Here is a 21712-nt window from a genome sequence, read left to right as displayed (position 1 = left end):
ATCTATATTTTTGTCCATTAGTTTTGAGCAAAATATGATAGGCATTAAGTAATAAGTGTTACCATTGAAATTGTAATGAAGAAACTATTGTGTTAGGAGGATTTTATGGACAAACGTAAAATTATTATTGTTGGTGCTTCACATGGTGGTCATGAATCAGCAATCGAGTTATTAGATAAATATAGTGATGTAGATGTAACTATTTATGAAGCGGGCGACTTTATTTCATTTATGTCCTGTGGGATGCAATTGTACTTAGAAAATAAAGTTACGGCTGAAGATGACGTCAGAAACTTTGCCCCAGAAGACATTGAAAAGAAGGGCGGCCATGTTTACGCTAACCATGAAGTAACTGCAATTCATCCAGATAAGAAGACAGTCACAGTTAAGGATTTGACTAATAATTCTGAAGAAGAAGTTCAATATGATAAGTTGATTCTTTCTTCAGGTGTAACGCCAAAGGTTTTGCCTGTGCCTGGTAATGATCTTAAGAACATCTATTTGATGCGTGGACGTGACTGGGCTTCTAAGTTGATGAGTGCGGTTAATGATCCAGCAATTAAAAATGTTGCTATTGTTGGTGCTGGTTATATTGGTACTGAAGCTAGTGAAGTATTTGCCAAAGCTGGCAAGCATGTAACTTTAATGGACATGATTGATCGTCCATTAGGAACTTACTTAAATCCAGAATTGCTTGATGTTTTGGAACCAGCCTTTAAGAAGCATATGGATCTTAAGATGGGCGTCAAGATTGAAGGCTTAAACGGTAATGGAAAAGTTGAAAGCGTAAAGACTGATCAAGGTGACGTGCCAGCTGACTTAGTTGTTGTTTCAGCAGGTGTAACTCCTAATACTGATTGGCTAAAGGGCACAGTTGACTTGGATCAAAGAGGCTGGATTAAGACTGATCCATACTTGAGAACTAATGTCAAAGATGTTTATGCAATTGGGGATGCAATTTTGCCACTTTCTATTCCAGCAGGTAAGCCAATGCCGATTGCATTAGCTACTACTACCAGAAGAGAAGCTCAATATGTGGTTGATCATATCTTCGAAGACAAACCAGATCGTGCCTTTAAGGGTGTTATTGGTGCTTCAGCACTTAGCGTATTCGACTATCACTTTGCTACGGCTGGATTAAATAAGTTTTCAGCTACTAAGAACAAGATTGATTATCAAACTAGCTTCTATGAAGACAACATGCGTCCAGCTTATGTTCCAGAAGCAGATAATCCTAAGGTATATGTCAGCTTGACCTTCAATCCGTACACTCATCAAATCTTAGGTGGTGCAGTTCTTTCTAAGTATGATATTACTGCTCAAGGCAATGTTTTAGCTTTGGCAATTAGTTATAAGATGCGTTTGGAAGACTTGGCTGAACAAGACTTCTTCTTCCAACCAGGATTTGATCGTCAATGGAGTTTGCTTAACTTAGCTGCACAACATGCTTTAGGTATGGCAAGATTTTAATTTAATCATTGATAAATAATAAATTGTATAGAAAAACTAGTCATGTTTCTGTAACGTGGCTAGTTTTTTTGTCAGATAATTAATCAAATTTACTCCATTGATCCTGCAATTTTTCAATTAAAGGCATTACACGTCTTTTATTTTGCTTTAAGTAACAAGCATAAAATTTCTGCTGGGCAACTTCATCTTTTAGTGGCTTAACTATGCAGTTATTGGGTAATTGATATTTTTGTTGTTGTGTATCAAGAATGGTGAGATTGGTAGTAAAAAACGGAAGAACGGAATAATGAAGAATTTCGCTGTACTCTTTAGTTTTATCTTGAAAAATAATTTTGCTATCAGGAATTTCATCATGATAGATTTTAGTCCAAAAACCAATTGGTGAAGGACTGAGAATAGTTTTTCCTTTTAACATTTTAAATGAGAGTACTTTGCTTTTGCCTAACTCACTTTTAGCTGGCAAGTTAACGGACATTGATTCGGTCCCTAAATATGTTGAAGTGAGGTCACGATCTTCAATTGGAAAATTAACTAAAAGACAGGTCATTTGGTGTTCAGAAAGCAAACTTTCAAAGTTATTTTCAATTAATTTGTTTTCAATCTGAAGATGATTATTTTTCAAAGAACGTAATACAATTAAGGGACCAGGTGCATTAGCACCAACGAGTAAAGTAGTTTGATCTTTTTCGAACTGTTTAACTTTTTCGATAAAGCTTAAGTTACTATTAATCAGTTTTTTGGCTTCACGGGCAGTGTATTTGCCAGTTTCACTTAAATATAACTTATTAGGCTTGCGAATAAAGAGCTTAACATCTAATTCATCTTCTAATTTCTTCATTGAATGGGTAACAGCTGGTTGTGTCAATCCCAAGGTTTCAGCAGTTCTTGCGATAGTACCATATTTAGCAAATGTCACTAATTCTTCTAATAAATAGTTTTCAATCATTTTTGCACCTCAGTATAAATTTAATTTATCCTAGCATTACAAACTATCAATTTTCAAGTAAGAGTGAAGCCAATATAATAATTGATGAAAGTTGGAGTTAAGAATAAAAAGAACTGAGGTGAATTATGGCGAGAGTAGTAATTTTAACTGGAAGTCCACACTTTAATGGTGCTTCAAATAAATTAGCAGATAATTTTGAAAGAGGAGTAAAAGAAAATAGTAATTGTGTTTATCGATATGATGCTGGTCTTCAATCTGACAGCGAACCACACTTTTTGCAATTGGAAAACGCCCCAGGAATGGAAGTAGGAATTCCAGATAATGATTTGGTAGAAAATCAAGTTATTCCAAATTTATTAGAAGCGGATCTAATTGTTCTAGTTTCTTCGCTTTACTATTTTGGAATTAATGCTCAACTTAAAACTGTAATTGATCGCTTTTATGATTATAATCATGAACTTAAAGATAAAAAGATGGTTTTTATGATGGCTGGATATGGCACGCAAGAGGATATGGAAGCTGTAAAGCTACAAATACATAAGTTGAGTAAATATTTGCGTTGGCAAATGATTACAGAAATATATGCAGATGATTCTTGGAATGAACAAAAATTGACGGACTTTGCTCAAAAGGCCTATCAAGTAGGTAAAGATATTAAGTAAGGAGATTTTATAAATGAAATACGCAGAATTTGTTAAAGCAGGAGAAATAAAAATCGTTAACAAGCCAATGCCAAAAATTGAAAAAGATGATGATGTAATCATTAAGGTATTGCGGACATGTGTTTGTGGTTCAGATTTATGGGCATATCGTGGCTTAGAAGAACAAGGGCATGAAAACAGCGGTCATGAAATTATTGGTGTTATTGAAGAGGTCGGTAAAGAAATTACAACTGTTGAAAAGGGAGATTTTGTTATTGCACCATTTACTCATGGTTGTGGCCATTGTCGGGCATGTTTAGCAGGCTTTGATGGTGTTTGTATGAATCGTAGTTCTGGTGATAACTTTTCAGGAGGTTATCAAGCTGAGTATGTTCGCTATCAACATGCACAATGATCTTTAGTAAATATACCGGGAAAACCAATAGATTATAGTGAAGGGATGCTTAAGTCATTTTTAGCTTTAGCAGATGTAATGGCAACTGGCTACCATGCAGCACGTGTTGCTAATGTTCAACCAGGAGATTCGGTAATTGTGTTAGGTGACGGTACCGTTGGTCTTTCCGCAATTATCGCTGCTAAATTGCGTGGAGCTAAACAAATCGTTTCAACTAGTCGTCACCCAGATCGTGAAGCATTAGCACGTGAATTCGGCGCAACTGATAATGTTGAGGCACGTGATGAAGCAGGTATTCAAAAATTAATAGATATTACCCGCGGTGGAGCTGATGCAGTACTTGAATGTGTTGGGAGTGCATTATCAAATGATGAAGCTATTCAAGTTGCACGTCCTGGTGCAAAAATCGATCGGGTTGGCTTACCCCATGGTGCGAAGTTAGATCCAAGCTCAACTTTTTATAAGAATTTATCCGTTGCGGGTGGTCCAGCTTCAGTAACTACTTATGATAAAGATGGATTACTTAAAGCTGTGTTAGATGGCAAAATTAATCCAGGAAAAGTCTTCACCAAGACATTTAGTTTGGATCAAATCAATGAGGCATATCAAGAAATGGTTGATCGGAAGGTAATTAAGTCATATATCAAAGTTAGTGATTAAAGTCCGCTTCTCAAGTTTGGTTAAGGAATAAGAAAAATAAGTTTTATCATAGCTGCAAAGTATAGTTAACAATAAGGAATGAGTATTTTTCATTACGTTATTTCTTATTTAAAATAAAAATTGAAGTTAGAAAGAGCGAAAATCATGAAAAATGAAGAAGAAGTAAAAAATAGCGTGTTTGGTTTTGGTCAAAGCAATGATGCTTTTGCCAAGTTTTTTAAAGGAACAAGTTACCTTAAACCATTAGCAGAAAGCAAAGAAGCTAAAACCGCAGTTCATAATGTAAGTTTCGAGCCAGGGTGTCGCAACAATTGGCATATGCATACTGTTCCCCAAATTTTAATTGCCGTAGAGCTGGTGAAGGCTGGTACCAAGAAGAAGGTAAGCCAGCTAAAAAGATGCTTCCTGGAAATGTAATAATTGTTAATCCTAATACTAAACATTGGCATGGCGCAACGAAAGATTCTTGGTTTGCCCATTTAGCAATTATGGTTGGTGAATCGAAGAATACTTGGTTAGAACCTGTAAGTGATGAAGAATACAATAAGTTGAAATAAGAGGCGTTAATTATGGTTAAACAAACAGCAGGCAGAGATCAACTGGGCGATTTTGCACCTAAATTTGCGGAATTAAATGACGATGTTTTATTTGGACAAGTTTGGTCAAGAGAAAAGCAATTAAGTTTAAGAGATCGCAGTTTTTTGACTGTGACAGCCTTAATTACTAAAGGTGCTTTCGATCAATTACCATATCACATGAAGATAGCTAAGAAGAATGGCATCACTAAGGAAGAAATTAGTGAAATGATCACGCAACTTGCATTTTATGTTGGTTGGCCCAATGCTTGGTCTGCCTTTAATATTGCAAAAGAGATCTGGAAGTAAGTAATAAGGACTGGAGTTAATTTGCTCTGGTCTTTATTTTTAAACAGAAAGTGGATAAATGAATCGAAAAATTACCAATAAATATTTTGAAGGAGAACGAATCCTCTATGGCTTAACAGATGCCAATTTAAATGGCGTCACTTTTGGTCAAGGTGAATCTCCGCTTAAAGAAGCAAAAAATATCGAATTGAAAAATTCAATTTTTAAATGGAAATATCCTCTTTGGTATGATGATAGTGTTTCAATTGATAATACAACATTTGAGACTATGTCACGAAGTGGTATTTGGTACACCAAAAATATTACAATTACTAACTCTGCACTTCAGGCGCCTAAATTATTTAGAAGAGCTGAAAAAATTACGCTTGATCACGTTCATTTCTCAGATGCCGAAGAGACAATGTGGACTTGTAAAGATATCAAAATTACTAATTCGCAAATTAACGGTGATTATTTTGGCAAAGATAGTGAAAATATCTATCTTGATCATGTAAGTATCATTGGTAATTATTGCTTTGATGGTGCAAAGAATATTGAAGTTCATGATTCAACTTTTGTTTCTAAGGATGCTTTTTGGAATTGTGAAAACGTGACGATCTATGATTCAACCATCGATGGCGAATATTTAGCTTGGAATACTAAGAATATCAAATTAATCAACTGCACGGTTGAAAGTGATCAGGGACTGAATTATATTGATCAGTTAAAAATTAAGAATTCTGATTTAATTCATACTGACTTAGCTTTTGAATATGTTTCAAATCTCGATGTAGAGGTAAATAGCACGATTGATAGCGTTAAAAATCCAATTTCTGGCAAAATTTCAGCTCCAGAAATCAGAGAATTAATTATTGATCAAGAAAAGGTTGATCCAGCTAAAACAGAGATTGATTGTGCTAAGATCGATGAGAAAACTAATCATTCAGATTTAAATCAATTACCAAAGGATTGATAAAAATGACAGCAACTAATTATGATTTTGTTAATGCTCCGGATCGTCGTCATACGGATTCCGTTAAATGGGATGTTAAAGACGGCGAGCTGCCAATGTGGATTGCCGATATGGACTTTAAGACGGCGCCAGAAATAATTAAAGCGATGCAAAAGAAGATTGCCTTAGGTGCATTTGGCTATGAATGGCCTCAAACTGATTATTTCAATGCTGTAGCTGATTGGTATGAAAAAGAGCATGGTTTTCGTCCTGAAAATGAGTGGATGATTTTTACGACTGGTGTAGTGCCAGCAATTTCTTCGATTGTTAGACGAGTATCACACATTGGAGATAATGTCTTAGTGCAAGAGCCAGTTTATAATATCTTCTTTAATTCAATTGAAAATAATGGTCGTCATGTTCTGTCTAGTGATTTAATTTTGGATGGTCAAACTTATCAGATTAACTGGCAAGACCTTGAAGAAAAATTGGCTTTGCCACTCACTACTTTAATGATTTTTTGCAATCCTCATAACCCAGTTGGCAAGGTGTGGACTAAAGCAGAAGTGCAAAAAATGGCTGAGCTATGTGCTAAACACCATGTTGTACTTTTATCTGATGAAATTCATGGTGACATTGTTAGAAATGATCAAGGATATACATCTGCATTTTCGGTGAATGGTGCTGCCCAAGAAAATGTGATTTCGCTTGTTTCACCAAGCAAGACCTTTAATGTTGCAGCACTGCATGCCGCAACAGCGATCGTTCCTGGTGAGAACTTACGTAACATGGTGAATCGCGGACTGAACAGCGATGAAGTCGCGGAACCTAATTTGTTGGCAATTCCGGCAACAATCGCAGCTTATGAGCATGGACATGAGTGGCTTCATGCACTGATTGAGCAATTAGAAGAAAATTTTGCTTATGCGGAGAGATTTATTAAGGATAATTTACCGCAAGTTAAAGTAATAACTGGGGATGCAACGTATTTGATGTGGCTTGATGTTGAGCAAGTCACTGATGATTCGCAAAAGTTGGCTGATTTCATTAGAAAAGAAACTGGTTTAATCATATCAGCCGGTAGCGTTTACCGGGGAAATGGTCATGACTTTTTACGTATTAATCTAGCTTGTCCAATGACCATGGTTAAAGATGGGATGGAGCGTCTGAAGAAAGGAATTGAATATTTTAAATGAAAAGAAAGATCCTAATACCACTTTTCGTCGTTTTAGCAGCGATAATAGGATGTGGAATTTACTTAAAAAGTAGTAATTTTAATACAACAGCTGATTCGGTTAGCACAAATAAAGTCAAAAAACGTAAACTAAATAACAAGGTTATTCCAACTTTCTTTTTCCATGGCGCCAGTTCTAGTTATCGTGCGGAAGAGCATATGGCCAATGCCGCAGTTAAAGCAGGAGCAGCTGATCAGATTATTAGAGCCAACGTTTTTAAGAATGATAAAGTTACTTTAATCGGTAAACTCAGAAAGAATATCAAGCATCCCATTATTGAAGTTAACTACGCCAATAATTATTCAGTAAATCCCGATGATGTTAAAGCTGCGTTAGTGGCCGTTCAGAATAAATATAGCTATCACAAAGTTAATTTAGTAGGACACTCAATGGGAAATTTACTTATCGCACATTATCTAAATGAAAATTATGCTAATAAAAGTTTGCCTCAAGTGCAAAAAGTAGTTTCAATTGCGGGTCACTATAATGGTTGGCTAGGTGAAGGCGAAGAAGCCACATCTGCTTTAAAGAAAAATCGCCAGCCAATCCATGAGATTCCTAGTTTTAAAACTTTGCTTGGTTTAAGAAAACATTATCCAAAACAAATCAAAGTGCTCAATATATATGGTGATTTGCAAGATGGTAGTAGGTCTGATGGTTCGGTAGCAGTTTCATCAGCAAAATCATATAAATATTTGATTAATGGTCGAGCTAAATCATATCGTGAAGTTGAAATTAAGGGTAAACAAGCACAGCATAGCTGGTTGCACAGAAATGCCCAAGTTGATCGATTATTGATTAAGTTTTTGTGGAAGAAGTAAAAAAGCTAGAGATTTGAAAAAATAATTCTGAGTTTGACAGTTTTAGAAGTCAACAAAGTCATAGATTACCTATTTATTAGGCTTTCTAGAGCTTTTTACATCTTCAATTTTTTGCGTACTTTTTCTTTTTTTGGTTTGTTTATAAATTTTTTTGAAATATTTTTGTGTAATTAGTTCTCGACCCAGATGAGTAATTTCCCTTGCGTACATTATATGGTACATAGTACAATAATTTATGAGGTGAAATATCATGGATGCAACAATTTATACTCCCACAGGAGCAAGACGTAATTTATTCAATCTTATCAAGCAAGTTAATAAAAACCATACTCCAGTTAATATTGAATCTACAAAAGATAAAGCAGAAAGTGCTGTGTTAATAAGTAAATCCGACTGGGACGCTATTCAGGAGACTCTTTATCTTGAGTCCAATGGTGTAGGAGAAGTTGTGAGAAAACGTGAAAAGGACAATTCAGGTTTTACTGATATTGATGATATTAACTGGGATGAGCTATGATTTTAAAATATCATGGCAGGATTAAAAACTCAGCTAAGCCTGATTTAAAGAAGATTAAGCGAAGTAATCTGAAAGATAATTTTCAAGATATTATAGATCAACTCAAAAAAGATCCTTATAAAAAGAATCAAGGATTTGAAAAATTAGAACCACCAATTTTAGGAAAATATTCTCGAAGAATCAATATAAAACATCGAGTTGTTTATACTGTTGATGATGTTAATAAGATAGTAAGTATTTACTCGGCCTGGTCACATTATGAATGAGATAAAAATATTGCTATTAATGAGGAAAGTATCTTGTACATATCTTTGGACTATTCTTGAATCAACAAGATTAATTTGGTTAAATAAGCATGTAAATATAAAATGACTAAGTAACATAAGCAACCTAAAATTGTGAGGATGACTATTCTTCAGTGATTTTAGGTCATTTTTATTGGGGTAAAGAAATGGAGGAATTATTTGCAAAAGCGCCAGTTAAACAAGTCTACTTTAAGTTAGCGCTTCCTGTTGTATTAGGAATGATCACCACGATGGTTTACAATCTTGCTGATACCATGTTTGTTGCTAAAACGGGCGATACGAATTTAGTGGCGGGAATTACAATTGGTGCACCACTGTTTACATTTTTACTAGCAGTTTCAGATATCTTTGGCCTTGGTGGGTCGTCAGTAATTTCTCGTTTATTTGGTGAGAAAAATTATGAGCTAGGACGCAAAATAAGCAGTTTTAGTATGTATGGTGGAATTGTGACCGGTTTGATTTTAACTGTAATTCTACTCCTGTTTGAAAAGCCTATTCTAACTATGTTGGGTGCCAGAGCTGCTACTTATGGGGATGCAGCGGATTTTTATCGGGTCTTATCGATTGGTGCAGTCTTTATCATTTTTAGTTTAATACCACAGAATTTGATCAGAACTGAAGGACTAGCCGTCGAAGCGATGATTGCAACGATGACGGGAACGATTTTAGCTATTATTTTAGATCCAATTTTTCTATTTGGGTTAAAACTTGGTGCTACTGGGGTTGGTATTGCTAATATTTTAGGTTATGTGGTGACTGATATTATACTAGTTTATTTTATTTTGAAAAAAGCTCAGTTTATCACTCTGGACCCTAAAAAGATGAGAATTGATGGTAAGTCAATTAAGGACGTAATTGCGATCGGAATTCCAGGTTCAATCACTAATTTTGCTCAAAGCTTTGGCATGGCTTTATTAAATTCCTCATTAGCTGTTTATGGTGCGAACAAAGTGGCAGCGATGGGAATTACGCAAAAGGTCTATAGTATCGTGATCCTGGTAATTGTTGGCTTCACTTTTGGTGCTCAGCCTTTGCTAGGTTATAATTATGGCTCTAAAAATTGGCGACGTTTAAAAGAAATTCTACGTTTTGATATCTTAGTTCAAGTTACTTATGCCGTTATAGTTGGCGGCTTATTGATCATCTTTGCCCGGCCCGTAATTGCATTATTCATGAATCAGCCAGATATTGTTAATGCTGGTAGTTATATGTTGCTAGCGACGATAATTACGACACCGGTTGTGGGAACTGTGCTAGTTTACACAACTATTTTTCAATCGATTGGCAATGCTTGGGGTGCTTTCATCATGGCCATTGCTCGTCAGGGAGTAGTTTATTTCTTAGTATTGGAATTAATGAAAATGATTTTAGGCTATCACGGAATTGTTTGGTCACAGGCAATTAGTGATGTTATTACTTGCGTGATTGGTTTCTTCATCTATGAAAAGAGCTTGGATTTGAAGGATAAGATTAATAAAAACTAGTTCAATTAATTAGAAAGCACTTAATTTTTAACATTAAGTGCTTTTTCTTGATGGTCGTCAATTTCTGCTAACAACATTTCTCCTAAACTAAAACATGAAAAGCAAAGGAGAATATAAATGGTAAAAATTCAACAATTTTTTGTTAAACATCAAAAAATAATTTTGGCACTTAATACTGTGCTGATTTTACTTGCGGAAGCAGCTAAATGGTTATTCCATATCAATGCTGCTTATCAAGTTCTGATGCTAGTAGTAGGAGTTATTGGTTTAATTCCAATATTGTTAACAGCTATTTCATCATTGAAAGTAAAATTAATTTCCATTGATGTTTTGGTGTCATTGGCAGTAATTGGCGCTATTATTATTGGCGAATTTAATGAAGCAGCAATTGTGACCTGGCTTTTTGCATTAGGTGGTGTTCTAGAAGAACTTACTCTTAAAAAGACGCGTAAAGCTGTATCTGATTTAACTAAAATGGCACCACGAACTGCGTTAGTCTTACAAGATGACGGAACAACAGAAGAAGAGGACGTAGATTTCATTGATCCTGGTGAAAAGATTTTGATTAAAACTGGAGATCAAGTCCCAGTTGATGGAAAAATTGTTGCGGGTTCAGGTTATCTAAATGAAGCTAATGTTAATGGTGAGTCGAAACCAGCCGATAAAAAACAAGGTGATCAAGTCTATGCCGGTACAATTCTAGAAGATGGCACCTTGACAGTAGAGACTACAGCAGCCGGAGATGATACTACCTTTGGCAAGATTATCGAAATGGTAGAGGAAGCTCAGGATTCTAAATCTCATACTGAGAAGTTGATCAATCGTTTTTCTAAATACTACACTCCTGCGGTATTAGTGATTGCGATTATTGTAGGCTTAATTACAAGAGACTTCAAATTAGCAATTACAGTAATGGTTCTAGGTTGTCCAGGTGCTTTGGTTATTGGAGTTCCCGTTTCAACTGTTGCCGGTATTGGTAACGGAGCTAAAAATGGCGTGATGTTTAAGGGCTCTCAAGTAATGGATGCAGCTCGTAAAGTCGATGAAATTGCCTTTGATAAAACTGGTACTTTAACAGTTGGTCACCCAGAGGTTAATAAAATTGAAGTTCTGAGTGGTAATAAGGACGAAGTTGTTAACCTGGCTGCTAACATTGAGTCTCAAAGCAATCACCCGTTAGCTAAAGCAATGGCTAAGCTTAGTGAGCAAAAGATTGATCAAATTGAGACTAAGACAGTTAAAGGCAAGGGTATGATAGCTGACTTAGATCGAGAAAAGTATTATTTAGGTAATTTAGCTTTAATTGAAGAAAATACTTTTGCTAATCCTGAATTAACTCAAGTAGTTAATAAACTAAGTAACTTAGGAAACTCTGTTGCAGTCTTGGCTAATAGTGATCAAAGTAAATTGGCTATTTTTGGCATTAGAGATCGCCTTCGTCCAGAAGCAGAAACCGCGTTAATGCAATTGAAGCAACTAGGTATCAAGAAGTTGGTTATGCTTTCAGGTGATAATCAAGAAACTGCTCAACAAATTGCGGCTGATTTGCCAATTGATGAAGTTCATGGGCAAATGCTTCCAGCGGATAAAGCACAATTTGTTAAGCAGGAACAAGAAAATGGTCATCACGTTGCCTTTATCGGTGATGGGGTTAATGATAGTCCTGCATTGGCTAATGCCGATGTGGCTATTGCAATCGGTAGCGGTACAGACGTTGCAGTTGATGTTTCGGATATTGTCTTAGTCAAAAATGACTTGCGTAAAATTGCCTATGCTTTATCAATTTCTAAGCGGACCGTTTTAAATATGAATGAAAATATTGTAATTGCATTGTTAACTGTTTTGTTACTGTTCATTGGGTTATTTGCAGGTTATGTCGAAATGGCTAGCGGTATGTTTATTCATGAATTTAGCATCTTAGTCGTAATTTTAAATGGTATGCGCTTAATTAGAAATCGTCGAAAAGTTGATAACCATCAATTTTCTGATAAAGAAAAAGATTTAGCATTAAACATGTAAGGAATAAGAAAGGAAGATTTTTATGCAAAAAGTAATGATGAAGTTAGGTGGCATGACTTGCCCATCTTGTTTAACCAAGATTGAAAAAGCTGTTGAAGATGTCGATGGTACAGATCAAATTAAGGTATTATTTAATGCCGGTAAGTTAAAGTTCATGATGAATGCTGATAAGGCTAATGTTGATGATGTTAAAACAGCAATCGAAAAAATGGGCTATGAAGTTAAGGGTGTAAAGGCAAAGGAGTTAAACTAATGAAGGCTGAAGAAGCATATAAGGCAGAGTTAAAGCAAAGTGACATTGATCATCATAAGCCTACAGCTGGTGCAATGGGTGGTCACATTATTGCTAATTTACTAATTCATACTTTAAAAATTAGTCAAGCTAAGTTCTTCGCCAAGGGTTCGGCTAGTTTGTTTTTAGAACAGCATGCTGATGAGTGGATCAGATATGAACAGAATGAGTTTAACCAACTAAATCAGATTTTAGTTAATAACGGTGAAAGCATACCTACTATTACTGATCAATTTAAAGAATATACTATGCTTGAGGAAGACGGATCAAGCAAGTACGAAGATGGCCAAGACCAACTTTTTGCTTTAGTAAAAGACTTTGACACACAAATCTTATTTATTACTAAGGCAATTGCCTTAGCTCAAAAAGAAGCTTGGCCAGAATTGAATGCCAATTTAATTGAACTTCTAACATGGATTAAGGGACAAATTCGTCAATCACAAATCTTCTTAGGCCATGAATTGCGTGAAGGATTATATACTGAAGAAGATGATGATGACGATGATTTTTAAGTAAAGGAAGTTTTTTGAATGGCAGAGTTGTGTGTATACTTAGTTCCATTATTTAATGCATTACCGACAAATGATCAAATGCAAATAGAAGAGCTAGTTCATCATCAGAATTATCAAAAAAGTGAATTAGTAATGGATCCTACATCAAGTAATAACTTAGTAATTGTTGCTCATGGTGGTGCTCGCCTTTATACTTTAGACGAAAATGGCCGCGAAAATCTTACCCAGATTTTAAAGACGGGTGATTATGCTGGTGAAAATTGGTTATTTGGTGAAGCAAATATCAATACTTATGTTGAAGCTACAGAAAATAGTGAGATTTGTTTGCTTAATCGAAATGACTTTTTAGCGCTAATGAAAAAGAAACCAGAATTAAGTATTCAACTCTTAGAGCAAAATATCATTAAAGTACGTGCTATGCATAGGCAAATTCAATTACTTAGTTTGCCTAAGGTGGAAGCTCGTCTATTTAGTTATTTGCAGGCTTATGCAAAACAAGTGAATAAGAACTCATTTACTTTGCCACTAAAAATGAAAGATTTAGCCTTGTATTTAGGTACTACTCCTGAAACTTTATCGCGTAAATTCGTACTCTTAGAAAAGCAAGGAACCTTAAAACGAAAACTACGTCACATTGATTTATTCTAATTATTATTAAAGATCTACGAGCCAATGGTTCGTGGATTTTTTTATTAAGAATTATCGCATGGTAGTTTTTAAATTAGCGAAAAACCAACTCCTTTGATAAAATTTTATTTAAATGAGGGAGACACTATGTCACTAATTTATATTCGTCAAGCTGCCAAAAATGACCTTGAACAAATTATGCCGATCATTGATGAAGCAAAAAAGTTTTTAAAAGAAGAGGGGAACCCACAATGGCAGAGTGGTTATCCCAATGTTGAAACAATTACGGCCGATATTGAAAACGGTGTAGCCTAGTTTTTAATCGTTGATCAAAAAATCGCGGGGTACACTGCGATTACAGATGGGCCTGATCCCAATTATAAAAAGATTGATGGCAAATGGAATAATGATCTTGATCCTTATGTGGCAATTCATCGCGTCGCCATTTCTGATGAGTATCGCGGGATGCATCTTGCTAGCTACTTAATGAGCAGTTTGATTTCGATGCACTATGCGGAAGGCGTAAGGAGTTATCGCGTTGATACTTTTAGAACCAATGATGTGGTTCAGCATATAGTTGAAGATGCTGGCTTCGTGAAACGCGGTAATATCAAAAACACGGATCCAATTGATCCGTATCGTGTGGCCTTTGAATTGAATTTGTAGTTTTTTGATGAATAGAGGGAGCTTAATTGCATCCCTCTTTTTTAGTAGAATATAATAAAAATAGATTACTAAACATAAGGAAGTAAAAAATATGAAAATTGGATTTATTGGTACCGGCGTGATGGGTACCGGCATTATTAATAACTTACTCAAGAATAATTATGATGTGACTGTTTACAATAGAACGAAGGCTCACGCTCAACCAGTCTTGGATAATGGAGCTAAGTGGGCAGATAATCCAGCTGCCTTAACCAAAAAAGTAGATGTTTTATTCACCATGGTTGGTTTCCCTAAAGATGTGGAAGATATTTACTTTGGTGAAAATGGCATTATGAATGCCGCAAGAGCCGGTCAATATATTATCGATATGACCACAAGTAAGCCAAGTTTGGCACAAAAGATTGGTCAACTTGGTGATGAAAAGGGACTGCATATTTTGGATGCTCCAGTTTCTGGCGGTGATATTGGCGCTAAAAAAGGTACTCTAACTGTGATGATAGGTGGTCATAAAGAAGACCTAGATCATTTGCAGGATTTATTTATGACGTTTGCTAGCAAGTTAAATTATTTTGGAAGTTATGGTAGCGGTCAACATGCCAAGATGGCTAACCAAATCATGATTGCAGGAACAATGACCGGTATGACAGAAATGCTGGTTTATGCAAAAGCCGCAAACTTAGATTTAGAACAGGTTTGTCAAACCTTGCAATCAGGTGCTGCAGAGAATTTTAGTTTAGGTTCATATGGTCCAAGAATTCTAAAGGGAGATTATACTCCTGGCTTTTTTGCTAAGCACTTTTTAAAAGATTTGCGTATTGCCCTAGAAGAAGCCAACAAGATGCAGTTAGACTTACCTGCGACTAAAGAAGCAAAACATTTGTATGAGGTATTGGTTGATCAAAAGAAATTGGGTAACGATGGTACACAAGCTTTAATTAAATTGTGGTGGAAATAATGAGCTTCAGAACTCCGTTAGCTGATAAAATGCGACCACAAACTTTGCAGGATGTGGTTGGGCAAAAAGAGTTACTAAAAGAAGATGGTCCTCTGCGCAAGATTATTGAACAAAAAGTAATGATTCCGTTGATTCTCTGGGGACCGCCAGGTACGGGAAAATCTAGTCTGGCTCAGATTATTGCTAAGCAATATGACCTACCATTAGCAACATTTAACGCTTCGATTGATAACAAAGCAAAATTAGATCAATTTATTAAAACGTATCCATATCAATCTTTTGTTTTACTAATCGACGAGATTCATCGGATGACGAAGACCCTGCAGGATTTTCTACTCCCATACTTGGAGAAAGGTCATATTTTGTTAATTGGGGCAACGACTGAGAATCCGGTAATGTCATTGGTGCCTGCGGTTAGATCACGTTGTCAGATTTTTGAATTTAAGGCATTAAGTGATGATGATATTGAAACAGTACTTCAACGGGCAATTAAAGATGTTTTTCATCTGGATTCAGATAAAGTTGAAGATGGATCTTTGAAGACAATCGCTACTGCAGCTGATGGGGATCTTCGTGTTGCTTTAAATATTTTAGAGACAATCCATGCGATTGATCCTGATCAAATTACTATTAAAGCAGTCAAAGAATTTGCCAAAGATCAGAACTTTAGCTACGACAAAAATGCGACCAAACATTATGATTACTTGGCCGCTTATTCTGATTCGATGGCTGGATCGGACACTGATGCCGCTTTGTATTACTTGGCTGTTTTATTAAAAAATGGCGATCTGCCTTCGGTTGTGCGCAGATTAAGAGAGATTCCGTATACTTATATCGGCTTGGCTAATCCTGAGCAGGTTACTCAGATCGTCGTTGCAGCTAATCAAGCCGAAAAGGTTGGGATGCCTAAGGCAAAATATTCGCTGATGTTTGCCACGATGTTAATGTGTATTTCTCCGAAATCAGGTGCTTTTGATGAAATCTGGGAAAAGCTAGACAAAGATACTGAGCATCCCAGTCAGCATCCCATGCCGCGAGGACTGCGGGATATGCATTATAAACATTCCGAAGAAATTACTGGTGGTGGCTTAATTGATTCACCATTCGAGCAACCTCATCAGATTGCTCGGCAGAATTATATGCCTAAAGGTTTTGAAGGAAAGCAATATTATTATCCTAAGGATAATGCTAATGAAAGAAAGTTGTTCCAGCAGTATTTGAAGTTGCATCGTTACATTTATGGTAAAGATTATTTGAAATAAGGAGTAAAAATGTATCCTGATAAATTTCACTTAACAAAAGAACAAAATAGACGTTTTGCTAAGAAAAATTTGGTTAGACTGGCGTTTACAAATTCACGTTTTGATAGATTAAACATTACATTACCATAGACCCAAACGATTATTGACGGCATGAGTGCGGCTGATGTTTCTATTGATGATATAAAGGTAATTGTTCAACTAAAACGTGGATGGCAATGAAAGAACTGCAACATTAGCTGCAAATAAAGTGATGATCGATCATGGTGCCGGTTTAATTAATGTACCACTTGATAAGTGGGATGCTTGGAATGATTTAATCAGTAAATATTATTTATTAGGTGATACGAAAGAGCTTAAAGATTGGACTTATGCTAATGGAATTCAAGGTGTGACTTTTGATTATAGTCAGAAGTTGCCTAAGCCTGATATTAATCCTGCAGATTATGAATAAACGTTTGTGAAAAGGTGGGATTTTTTTATGAAACAAGATATTGTAACTTACCCTGTAATTTTAACTGAATACAACGATGAATTAGGTCATTATTATGTAGTGACCTCACCTAATATAAAAGGTTTAGTAACTGATGGAGAAACAATTACGGAAGCGCTTTTTAACGTGAAAGATGCAATTGCTACAATGCTCATTGGAATTAAATATCCTAAGGTTCAAGATCCAAGAAAATGGAGGTTGGAAAAAGATCAGCAAACTTCTTGGGTAACAGTTAATATGACAAAATGACTTAGTAAAAATAGTTTGGAGCAATCGATCTAATTCGATTGCTTTTTATTTGAAACTGTCAAATCTTTTGTGTAAATAGATCTTTCTCGTAAATTGATTTTTTAATGTTTTATTTATTCAAAATAGGATTCTAAGGTATCCTGGACCTGACCAAAGCCTTTATGAATTCGGTTGAAGTAGCGGTCATTGTAGCTCATTGCTTGGATGCCAATGAAAGTATCAAGCGACTGTTCAGTTGGAAACTCTGCTTTGGGCTTAGCCTTGCGTTTCAGCGATCAGTTCTTACTTAACGATGACTATTTTTGCTAAACAAATGACGGTGCTAATGGTGCAGCATCCCTGGACAATGTGGCTCTTGTTATTAGTTCCAATTGCTTTAACTTTTGTGATTAATTTTAGAGCAACCAGAAATCCGGTGGCTAGCTTTATTCTGCTGATGATTACGGCAATTATTTATGGGATAACTTTTGCTTTCATTGCAGGAGCTTATACGGGTGAGGATATCGCTTCAGCCCTTGTTGCTTCGGCAACCGTGTTTGTCACTATGGCCATCTTGGGGACTGTTATTAAAAAAGACTTAAGTAGGTGGGGTTCATATGCTTCAGCTGCTTTGATCGGTTTGATTGTTGCCATGCTGGTTAACTTATTTTTGAAAAATCCAATGATTGATTATATTTTCTCATTTATTGCAGTCATTATTTTCACTATTTTAACCGCTTGGGACGCACAAAGAATGAAGAATATCTATTTGCAATTTGGTAATAGTGGTTCTACAAATGGGTTAGCGGTTTTAGGTGCTCTGCAGCTTTACTTGGATTTTGTTAACTTGTTCTTACAATTCTTGACTATTTTCGGTTCAAGTGATGATAACAATTAGGATTAGGTTGAGCATTTTCATGAAAAGAGTCGACGATTTTGTCGGCTTTTTCTTTTACCAGTTTCTAGCAAAAATTTAGAAATTATAGTATGATGAGTTCAATAATTTTAGAAAAGGAATTTATGCCATATGTTAAGCACCGTATTTTAGTCTAGAGGGGCTAATTTACATGTTCCCTCTAGAAAAGGAAAAACTATTACTAAATTTTCTTGAGGATGAACAAATATAAATGAAAAAATTGAATAATAATGAACTTGGTTTTGATCGCGTTAGAAATATGGTAGCTGATTACGCTACTACACCTGAGGCAAAGGACAAACTTCAAACAATGCACCTGCGCACTAGCGTTAACTCTGTTAACTTATTGTTAAATGAAACGGCAGAGATGTTAAAAGTTTTGCGAACAGGACAGCATGTACCGTTTGTCTCATCAGATTCGCTGAAGCCGTTATTGCAAAAAGTGGATAAGGGGCTTATTTTAAATGCGGTTGAATTAGAAAAAGTTGCCGATTTAATTCGTGTTAATCGCCTGTTAAAGCGATTCCTAATTAAACAAACGGATTCTCCTATCTTAAATAGTTATGCCACAGAGATCATTATTTTAGATAGGCTCGAAAATGATATCTATCATCAAATTGAACATGGAGAAGTATCCAATGAGGCAGATCGTGATCTAGCTAGGTTTCGTATCCAGGTTAATAAAATAAATGAGGATATCAAGACAAGTTTGCAGCATTTTTTGCAGGGAAAAAAGTATCAAAACGCTTTGCAAGAGAGAATGATCGTTGAAAGGGATGGGCACTACACTTTACCAGTTAAAGCAAGTTATCGTGATGTCTTTTCAGGTCAGACCGTTGATGTTTCAAATCACGGCAGTACCGTGTATATTGAACCCAATAAAGTGGCCAATCTAGTAGATCAAAAAATCCAGCTAGAGAGTCAAATTTCTGCAATTGAGATGCAAATTTTAGGCATGCTTTCTGCTGAAATATTTGAGAAACTAACCGAGATCAAGCAAAATATGCAGATCATCACAGATCTCGATGTGATTTTAGCAAGAGCAAAATACGCGCTGGCGATTGGTGCCGTTCGACCAAGTTTGAATATACAGAATAAGCTAATACTAGTGGAGATGAAACATCCCTTGTTGGATAATCCTGTTCCATTATCTGTAGAAATCGGTAATCCGCAAAGAGGCTTAATTATCACTGGGCCAAATGCCGGTGGTAAAACTGTTACGTTAAAAACTATTGCTTTGAGCATTTTGATGACCGAATTGGGTTTGTTTTTGCCAGCACAAAAATGCGATATTCCAGTTTGTGATCATGTTTATTCATTGATTGGCGATCAGCAGGATATCGATAATTCATTGTCCACTTTTTCTGGTGAAATGGTAAAGATTAGCCAGGTACTTCAGCAGGCTCAAAAGTATAGTTTGATCGTGTTAGATGAATTAGGGAGTGGGACAGATCCTGATGAAGGTTCTGCCTTAGCGATTGCCACCTTGCAAGAATTGCAACTAAGGGGATGCATTGTTGTTGCAACTACTCACTACAGTACGATCAAAGATTTTTCAGTTAAAAATCCGGCCTTTATGACGGCTTCGATGGATTTTGATCTAGAAAAGCTAACACCAACCTATCGTTTGATCATGAATCGAGCTGGTGAGAGTCGGGCACTATGGATTGCTGAAAGATCAGGGATGCCACAGAAAGTTTTGCAGAGTGCAACGCAAATTTTGACTACAGGCGAATTACCACTAAGAAAAAGCAAAGTTATATTTAAAGAACCAAATAAAAAGGAGCACACAAAAACCATTTTTCATAAAGGGGATATTGTTTTTGTAGGTGATTTGAACAAAGAAGCAATCTTTTATAGCGATGCCCAAGTAGCTAATAAGATTGTGGTTTTTGTAGATAAAGAATTCCGTGAGGTTCCTATCAAACGAGTTGAATTGCGAAGAAAAGCGCAGGATTTATATCCAGCTGGATATAATTTAGACTTGCTTTTTATCAAAGATTGGCAAAAATATAAGTTTAATAAGGACTTGAATCGTGGTTCTAAGAAAGCTTGGAAAAAGTTGAAATAAAAGGGAGAAGTGAATAATGTTTTTAACAGATTTCATTAGTGGTGGAAGTTGGTTTTTACCGCTAATCATTGTGTGCCTTGTTTTCGGTATTGTTGCAACCTATGCTAAAAAGACGGGAAAGACTAAACTAGGAAAGATAGTTGATTCTTTCGCGTATCTCTTGATGCTAGTAATGCTGATTATTAGTTGGATATTGTATTTCCGTGGAGAATATAATTTTATCAGTTCAGCAATTTGGACAGTCGTAGTGATATATCTAATTGCTTCACAACTTTTAAAACAATTTGATGATCGCTGGAAGGAAAAATACGGCGTAGCTATTTTTCATCGAATTAATATGGCAACAACGGGAGTCTATATTTTACTTGTTGCTCTCCTTATTCTCATGGGCTCGCATTTCACTACAATGGGATGGTTAATTACTGGTATTTTTCTTGTGATTGCTGCAGGAGTAAGCTATATTTTCCAAAAAAGTGAACAATAAAGAAAGGACGGTGTCATGAAGACAGCGCCTTTTTACTAGATTAATTAACTTTAGAAAAATCGAATTTGCGATATTTAAGTGCTGCTGATTTGTCTTTAAAAATAGCTCCATTGGTTGCTTTTGGATTGGTGCCATAGCTCATGAAAAGACAAGGTTGACCTTTGAATTGTCCTGGTCGATAAACCAAGTCAACTAGGTCTAAAAAACCACGGACTTTCAGTGAATTATTGACACTTTTAACAACTACGGCATTGCCGGAATATTCTTTGTTTTGCTTTTCTGAATGACGATTTAATTTTAAATTAGGATCGGTCTGCTGGTAAGCTGCGGCGCCGTTGATTGTATGAGTCGTGATGACCAATTTAGTTGCGTTTTTCTCATAGGCATTAGCGCGATACCAGGTGCCGCGATATTGGGTAGGGATGGTAGCTAGTTTGAAGCCCTTATATTTTTTGTGTAAGTCAATTTTATTGGTGAATTTTTTGGATGCAGTAGAGGGATGCTTTTTGGAAGAACTAGTTGAATGCTGTGATACTGCATGTTCTTCGGTATGGTGAGCGGTGCATCCCGCGAGCAAGAAGCTCATTAATAAAGTAGCTGAAATTAAAGTGATTTTTTTCATTTTTGACCTATGTGTTTCTATGAATTTATTTGATATTTTTGGCTTATATCATAGCAAACCTACCATTTTGATTCAAATCTATTTGCAGTAAATAGGTTTTCATGCTATTATAGCTTCATCAATTGAAATTCAAAGTTAGAAAGAAGGGTCGCCATTGCGTCTTTAATCTTGCAAAAACAAGCGTAGTTGAATAATTATTCCAGTTTTAGATGGAGAGACTATGCACTTTGGGCAAGATACGCAATGACGAATTACCTTC

The 21712-nt window shown here is 35.9% G+C and carries 20 protein-coding genes and 6 pseudogenes; 23 read left to right on the top strand and 3 right to left on the bottom strand.

Annotated elements, in window-relative coordinates:
* Window positions 1-105 precede the first annotated feature (105 nt).
* Window positions 106-1470 carry an FAD-dependent oxidoreductase gene (locus BLP58_RS05985; protein ID WP_013854130.1) on the top strand — a complete coding sequence of 455 codons (1365 nt, stop codon included), beginning with the start codon at window positions 106-108 and terminating at the stop codon, window positions 1468-1470.
* Window positions 1471-1549: 79 nt separating this feature from the next.
* Here the strand turns inward: BLP58_RS05985 and BLP58_RS05980 are convergent, their stop codons facing one another.
* Window positions 1550-2416 carry a LysR family transcriptional regulator gene (locus BLP58_RS05980; RefSeq protein WP_013854129.1) on the bottom strand — a complete coding sequence of 289 codons (867 nt, stop codon included), beginning with the start codon at window positions 2414-2416 and terminating at the stop codon, window positions 1550-1552.
* Window positions 2417-2541: 125 nt separating this feature from the next.
* On the opposite strand from BLP58_RS05980, the gene BLP58_RS05975 reads away from it, so the two are divergent.
* The 19 genes and pseudogenes from BLP58_RS05975 (at window position 2542) to BLP58_RS05875 (ending at window position 17381) form a co-directional block, all read left to right on the top strand.
* Window positions 2542-3078 carry a flavodoxin family protein gene (locus BLP58_RS05975; protein ID WP_013854128.1) on the top strand — a complete coding sequence of 179 codons (537 nt, stop codon included), beginning with the start codon at window positions 2542-2544 and terminating at the stop codon, window positions 3076-3078.
* Window positions 3079-3091: 13 nt separating this feature from the next.
* Window positions 3092-4132 (top strand): annotated as a pseudogene (locus BLP58_RS05970) (alcohol dehydrogenase catalytic domain-containing protein).
* 141 nt (window positions 4133-4273) lie between these two features.
* Window positions 4274-4689 (top strand): annotated as a pseudogene (locus tag BLP58_RS05965) (cupin domain-containing protein).
* 9 nt (window positions 4690-4698) lie between these two features.
* On the top strand, window positions 4699-5016 hold the full coding sequence (locus tag BLP58_RS05955; RefSeq protein WP_025084192.1) for a carboxymuconolactone decarboxylase family protein: 318 nt from the start codon (window positions 4699-4701) through the stop codon (window positions 5014-5016).
* 58 nt (window positions 5017-5074) lie between these two features.
* The gene (locus BLP58_RS05950) at window positions 5075-5968 is read left to right on the top strand and encodes a DUF3737 family protein (RefSeq protein WP_013854124.1); all 894 of its coding nucleotides are present in this window, start codon (window positions 5075-5077) and stop codon (window positions 5966-5968) included.
* A gap of 5 nt (window positions 5969-5973) precedes the next feature.
* On the top strand, window positions 5974-7143 hold the full coding sequence (locus tag BLP58_RS05945; RefSeq protein ID WP_013854123.1) for a MalY/PatB family protein: 1170 nt from the start codon (window positions 5974-5976) through the stop codon (window positions 7141-7143).
* A complete protein-coding gene (locus tag BLP58_RS05940) occupies window positions 7140-8003 on the top strand; it encodes an alpha/beta hydrolase (RefSeq protein ID WP_025084193.1) in 864 nt (287 codons plus the stop codon). Before BLP58_RS05945 ends, BLP58_RS05940 begins: the two co-directional genes overlap by 4 nt.
* A 250-nt stretch (window positions 8004-8253) precedes the next feature.
* Window positions 8254-8520, top strand: coding sequence for a type II toxin-antitoxin system Phd/YefM family antitoxin (locus BLP58_RS05930; RefSeq protein ID WP_013854120.1), 267 nt, complete (start codon window positions 8254-8256; stop codon window positions 8518-8520).
* Window positions 8517-8786: a Txe/YoeB family addiction module toxin gene (locus BLP58_RS05925; RefSeq protein ID WP_013854119.1), complete on the top strand. Its 270-nt coding sequence runs from the start codon at window positions 8517-8519 to the stop codon at window positions 8784-8786. Before BLP58_RS05930 ends, BLP58_RS05925 begins: the two co-directional genes overlap by 4 nt.
* Window positions 8787-8971: 185 nt before the next feature.
* Window positions 8972-10309, top strand: a complete 1338-nt coding sequence (locus tag BLP58_RS05920) for an MATE family efflux transporter (protein WP_025084196.1) — start codon at window positions 8972-8974, stop codon at window positions 10307-10309.
* A 117-nt stretch (window positions 10310-10426) separates the two neighbouring features.
* Window positions 10427-12328 carry a heavy metal translocating P-type ATPase gene (locus BLP58_RS05915; protein ID WP_013854117.1) on the top strand — a complete coding sequence of 634 codons (1902 nt, stop codon included), beginning with the start codon at window positions 10427-10429 and terminating at the stop codon, window positions 12326-12328.
* A 22-nt stretch (window positions 12329-12350) separates the two neighbouring features.
* Window positions 12351-12581: a heavy-metal-associated domain-containing protein gene (locus BLP58_RS05910; RefSeq protein ID WP_013854116.1), complete on the top strand. Its 231-nt coding sequence runs from the start codon at window positions 12351-12353 to the stop codon at window positions 12579-12581.
* Window positions 12581-13132: a DNA-binding protein gene (locus BLP58_RS05905; RefSeq protein ID WP_013854115.1), complete on the top strand. Its 552-nt coding sequence runs from the start codon at window positions 12581-12583 to the stop codon at window positions 13130-13132. Before BLP58_RS05910 ends, BLP58_RS05905 begins: the two co-directional genes overlap by 1 nt.
* Window positions 13133-13150: 18 nt before the next feature.
* Window positions 13151-13780, top strand: a complete 630-nt coding sequence (locus BLP58_RS05900; protein ID WP_013854114.1) for a Crp/Fnr family transcriptional regulator — start codon at window positions 13151-13153, stop codon at window positions 13778-13780.
* Between the two features lie 126 nt (window positions 13781-13906).
* Window positions 13907-14425: pseudogene (locus tag BLP58_RS05895) on the top strand (GNAT family N-acetyltransferase).
* A 64-nt stretch (window positions 14426-14489) separates the two neighbouring features.
* Window positions 14490-15380, top strand: a complete 891-nt coding sequence (locus BLP58_RS05890) for an NAD(P)-dependent oxidoreductase (RefSeq protein WP_226908605.1) — start codon at window positions 14490-14492, stop codon at window positions 15378-15380.
* Window positions 15380-16642 carry a replication-associated recombination protein A gene (locus BLP58_RS05885; protein ID WP_013854112.1) on the top strand — a complete coding sequence of 421 codons (1263 nt, stop codon included), beginning with the start codon at window positions 15380-15382 and terminating at the stop codon, window positions 16640-16642. Before BLP58_RS05890 ends, BLP58_RS05885 begins: the two co-directional genes overlap by 1 nt.
* A 9-nt stretch (window positions 16643-16651) precedes the next feature.
* Window positions 16652-17093 (top strand): annotated as a pseudogene (locus tag BLP58_RS11780) (hypothetical protein).
* Window positions 17094-17120: 27 nt separating this feature from the next.
* Window positions 17121-17381 (top strand): type II toxin-antitoxin system HicB family antitoxin, encoded by a 261-nt coding sequence (locus tag BLP58_RS05875; protein ID WP_013854111.1) that lies wholly within the window; start codon window positions 17121-17123, stop codon window positions 17379-17381.
* Between the two features lie 113 nt (window positions 17382-17494).
* Here BLP58_RS05875 and BLP58_RS11775 read toward each other — a convergent pair.
* Window positions 17495-17653 (bottom strand): annotated as a pseudogene (locus tag BLP58_RS11775) (IS256 family transposase); the annotation flags it as partial.
* Between BLP58_RS11775 and BLP58_RS05870 the strand changes: the two are divergent.
* The 3 genes and pseudogenes from BLP58_RS05870 to BLP58_RS05860 form a co-directional block, all read left to right on the top strand.
* A pseudogene (locus tag BLP58_RS05870) lies at window positions 17647-18258 on the top strand (Bax inhibitor-1/YccA family protein); the annotation flags it as partial. The pseudogenes BLP58_RS11775 and BLP58_RS05870 sit on opposite strands and share 7 nt — an antisense overlap.
* Window positions 18259-18487: 229 nt before the next feature.
* The gene (locus BLP58_RS05865) at window positions 18488-20347 is read left to right on the top strand and encodes an endonuclease MutS2 (RefSeq protein ID WP_013854109.1); all 1860 of its coding nucleotides are present in this window, start codon (window positions 18488-18490) and stop codon (window positions 20345-20347) included.
* A gap of 16 nt (window positions 20348-20363) precedes the next feature.
* Entirely contained in the window at window positions 20364-20831 is a 468-nt protein-coding gene (locus BLP58_RS05860; RefSeq protein WP_013854108.1) for a hypothetical protein, read from the top strand.
* 40 nt (window positions 20832-20871) lie between these two features.
* On the opposite strand, the gene BLP58_RS05855 is transcribed toward BLP58_RS05860, so the two are convergent.
* Window positions 20872-21453: a hypothetical protein gene (locus BLP58_RS05855; RefSeq protein ID WP_013854107.1), complete on the bottom strand. Its 582-nt coding sequence runs from the start codon at window positions 21451-21453 to the stop codon at window positions 20872-20874.
* Between the last annotated feature and the right edge of the window lie 259 nt (window positions 21454-21712).

It is taken from the genome of Lactobacillus kefiranofaciens (genome assembly GCF_900103655.1).
GTDB classification, from domain to species: Bacteria; Bacillota; Bacilli; order Lactobacillales; family Lactobacillaceae; genus Lactobacillus; species Lactobacillus kefiranofaciens.
This window is presented reverse-complemented; position numbering and strand designations above follow the sequence as displayed.

What these genes read in the sequence shown, in the direction of transcription:
- BLP58_RS05985 (WP_013854130.1), top strand. Translation starts at nt 106, where the DNA reads ATGGACAAACGTAAAATTATTATTGTTGGTGCTTCACATGGTGGTCAT.
- BLP58_RS05980 (WP_013854129.1), bottom strand. Translation starts at nt 2,416, where the DNA reads ATGATTGAAAACTATTTATTAGAAGAATTAGTGACATTTGCTAAATAT.
- BLP58_RS05975 (WP_013854128.1), top strand. Translation starts at nt 2,542, where the DNA reads ATGGCGAGAGTAGTAATTTTAACTGGAAGTCCACACTTTAATGGTGCT.
- BLP58_RS05950 (WP_013854124.1), top strand. Translation starts at nt 5,075, where the DNA reads ATGAATCGAAAAATTACCAATAAATATTTTGAAGGAGAACGAATCCTC.
- BLP58_RS05945 (WP_013854123.1), top strand. Translation starts at nt 5,974, where the DNA reads ATGACAGCAACTAATTATGATTTTGTTAATGCTCCGGATCGTCGTCAT.
- BLP58_RS05940 (WP_025084193.1), top strand. Translation starts at nt 7,140, where the DNA reads ATGAAAAGAAAGATCCTAATACCACTTTTCGTCGTTTTAGCAGCGATA.
- BLP58_RS05930 (WP_013854120.1), top strand. Translation starts at nt 8,254, where the DNA reads ATGGATGCAACAATTTATACTCCCACAGGAGCAAGACGTAATTTATTC.
- BLP58_RS05925 (WP_013854119.1), top strand. Translation starts at nt 8,517, where the DNA reads ATGATTTTAAAATATCATGGCAGGATTAAAAACTCAGCTAAGCCTGAT.
- BLP58_RS05920 (WP_025084196.1), top strand. Translation starts at nt 8,972, where the DNA reads ATGGAGGAATTATTTGCAAAAGCGCCAGTTAAACAAGTCTACTTTAAG.
- BLP58_RS05915 (WP_013854117.1), top strand. Translation starts at nt 10,427, where the DNA reads ATGGTAAAAATTCAACAATTTTTTGTTAAACATCAAAAAATAATTTTG.
- BLP58_RS05910 (WP_013854116.1), top strand. Translation starts at nt 12,351, where the DNA reads ATGCAAAAAGTAATGATGAAGTTAGGTGGCATGACTTGCCCATCTTGT.
- BLP58_RS05905 (WP_013854115.1), top strand. Translation starts at nt 12,581, where the DNA reads ATGAAGGCTGAAGAAGCATATAAGGCAGAGTTAAAGCAAAGTGACATT.
- BLP58_RS05900 (WP_013854114.1), top strand. Translation starts at nt 13,151, where the DNA reads ATGGCAGAGTTGTGTGTATACTTAGTTCCATTATTTAATGCATTACCG.
- BLP58_RS05885 (WP_013854112.1), top strand. Translation starts at nt 15,380, where the DNA reads ATGAGCTTCAGAACTCCGTTAGCTGATAAAATGCGACCACAAACTTTG.
- BLP58_RS05875 (WP_013854111.1), top strand. Translation starts at nt 17,121, where the DNA reads ATGAAACAAGATATTGTAACTTACCCTGTAATTTTAACTGAATACAAC.
- BLP58_RS05865 (WP_013854109.1), top strand. Translation starts at nt 18,488, where the DNA reads ATGAAAAAATTGAATAATAATGAACTTGGTTTTGATCGCGTTAGAAAT.
- BLP58_RS05860 (WP_013854108.1), top strand. Translation starts at nt 20,364, where the DNA reads ATGTTTTTAACAGATTTCATTAGTGGTGGAAGTTGGTTTTTACCGCTA.
- BLP58_RS05855 (WP_013854107.1), bottom strand. Translation starts at nt 21,453, where the DNA reads ATGAAAAAAATCACTTTAATTTCAGCTACTTTATTAATGAGCTTCTTG.